Here is a 2,943-nt window from a genome sequence, read left to right on the forward strand (position 1 = left end):
ATAATCTCCAATCTTTAATCTTTGCCCTCCTCAACATTCACGCAGCCAGTGCATTTCTGGTCCCGACCCATCGCAGCGGAATACTCAACATTCACGCAGTGAATACTCTACCACAACCCGTTAACCCACCGAAAACAATCTGACTTGACTTTTAATAAATTTCTCCTGCAAAACCGGGAATTTACCCCTGCTCTCTCTCCGTACTTTCTCCTTACCAACCCTATACCATCTCCGTACCAACTCCCCGAAATTGTGGCCGTGGTGTGGATCATCTCAGGGCCATTTACCACTATGATGTCACGCACAAAACATGGATTTTCGCCCGCATAATCAGGCCCTGAAAGATGCAATTTTCGGGGCAATTCAGGGTAAAAGAAGATTTCGGAAGATTGTGGAATATTTCGGAAATCGCCCTACCACCTTTTTTAGGCCATCTTTTTTCGGGATAGGTTGCTCCTGAACGCAATGCAATTCCATCAAACCGGAAATTTGTATTGCATAAACTCAAAACTTAAATCCATAGTATTATGGCTAAATTAAGTTCTGGTATCCTGGGTGGTATCTCGGGAACCGTAGGAAACGTAGTCGGAGGCCGCTGGCGGGGCATCGACTACATCAGATCGAAACCCGCCTCTGTTAAAAATCCCAATACGGAAGCCCAGCGCAATCAGCGCATGCGATTTCGTCTGGTGATCACTCTACTGAGAAAAATGCAGCCGTTTGTGGTAATAGGCTTCCGTAAAGGAAGAAAAAACCAGACGGAGATGAACTACGCCATGTCGGTGAATGTCCGAAATGCGATTTCGGGAACCTATCCCGACCTGGAGATAGATCCGCAGGCGCTTGTTGTGTCAGTCGGAGATCTGCAGGGATCATCAACGGCCGGTTTGGACCTTTCCGTTGCAGAAACAGCAATCTTCACATGGATAAATGAATCGGGAGTCGGAAACGCATCAGACAATGATGCCGCGATGGCCCTTCTTTACAATGTGGATAAAGATGCTGTGATCTATAAACTGCACGGCGCTTCACGCGCGGATGAGAACCTCGCGGTGACCCTCCCGGAATCGTGGAGCGGCGATTCAGTGGCCGGGTACCTGACCTTCAGGTCAGAGACAAACCGCGGTGTTTCCAACAGTCAGTTTCTCGGAACTGAAACCGCAGCCTGACCGCGTTTAGCGGCAACAGGCAGGAAAGCGGCCCACATGGGCCGCTTTTTTTTGGCTTAGCAATGTTTTGCGTTCGTTTTTTTAGAGATATAAACCAGCCCCGTTTCGGGCGGCATCATTCGAACTTTGAATTCAATAAAATACATTGCGGATAAAAATGGGGCCCTCGTCTTGCAAGGCTACGGATATATCGCACCTACGGCGCTCCCATTTTTTATGCTCGCTTTTTAACCCCAGGCCACCGCTGCGCAGTGAACTTGGGCTACGGACATGCCGCACCTAAGGTGCTTGGTTTATTGTCTCTTACACTGATGTATACACAAATAATATTTCAGCCCACACATCGTTCAGCATTATTTTTTTGAACCTCAGTTCGATTCTTAATCATTTCAAATCAATCAGGAAGAAGTCTCCCGTTACAAATGGGATTTTTAGATTCATAATCTAACAATTGAACTCAGGATTTTGAGTTTCAAATTATTCAATTCATTCAATGGCGTTCACCTTTTCAGGGATGAAACCAGCCCCGTTCCGGGGCGGCATATCCGTAGGCCCCATGGGAATGCGCAGCATTTCCGTGGGGTATACAGAGGCCCTTTTAATAAGAAGCACCGTAGGTGCGGCATCATTCGAACTCTGAATTCAATTTCAATCGTATAATTCAACCAAATAGCTATAGTTATGACGTCTCGTAAATGGGACTCGGTTTAAGTTCTTATCTTATTGCTGAGATGGAGAGAGTGAGTGAAAACAAGACCTGCAAGAGTGCGAACGGAGTGAGCTCCTGGCAGAGTCTTCGAGGCAATGAAAAGTGTAAAGGCAGAAGTGAAAAAGACCTGTCTGTATTATGGTGCTTCTCCGTATTCTGCCAGCATCGATTTAAAGCCTCACAATTTGAAAATCTATTATCTCCAATCTATAATCTCTACCCCCTCTCAACATTCCACACGCGGCGCACCCCTGAACCCTGTTCGAACTTTGGGTAACTGGCGCCGCGCCTGGCTACCAAAAGAGCTATCATGTCGACCGGAACACCGGTGCTTTTTCGGTGTGGAGCGGAGACATCTCCTCGTGCTAAGCTAAGTATCAACCTTTAAGAAGTAAATCGTTGATTGTATTCCTGTGGACAACCATCGGATACTATTAAGAAGCTTTCGTAAAATTCCGCCCGATGGTTTGTTTTAATTACCATCGCTAACCCCACGTTAAAAACGTGGGGCTATTCACATTTCACCCGCATCCGCGGGTTTTACGGGGTATATTTGTGTTTAATCTACCTGGTAAAAAATGAAGAATCTTCATAAACCAACAAAGGCACATAAACCCCCAGATCAAACGAGCATTGTCTGAACGCAGTGCGGGAACTTAATTATTTCAGCGTCCGCATTATAATCCGCACAAGCGAGTTCTGATCGTTTGCGTCCTTTTTGGTTCGTTTTTGGACGAGCAAAAATGAACAAGGTGAAAGGCTTGGCACTAACTAGATATCTTTTAAGCACCTATCTTTCTGCTGCGTGATTGGAGAGTGAATTGGGGGAAAGAGAAATTATGAGAAACTCCACGCGGCGCAACCCTAAACCTGTTTGAACTTTTGATGCTTAGCGCCGCGCCTGGCCACCAAAATGAGCTGTCATGTCGACCGGAACACCGGTGCATTTACGGTGTGGAGCGGAGACATCTCCTCGTGCTAAGTATCAATCTTTAAGAAGAAAATCGTTGATTTTATTCCTGTGGACAACCATCGGATACTATTAAGAAGCTTTCGCAAAATTCC

The 2,943-nt window shown here is 46.1% G+C and carries 1 protein-coding gene; it reads left to right on the forward strand.

Features of this window, described 5'->3' with window-relative positions; translation table 11 throughout:
* Positions 1 to 527 precede the first annotated feature (527 nt).
* Positions 528 to 1,169, forward strand: a complete 642-nt coding sequence (locus tag DYD21_RS20710) for a DUF6266 family protein (RefSeq protein WP_116038928.1) — start codon at positions 528 to 530, stop codon at positions 1,167 to 1,169.
* Positions 1,170 to 2,943 lie beyond the last annotated feature (1,774 nt).

It is taken from the genome of Rhodohalobacter sp. SW132, from assembly GCF_003390325.1.
GTDB lineage: Bacteria > Bacteroidota > Rhodothermia > Balneolales > Balneolaceae > SW132.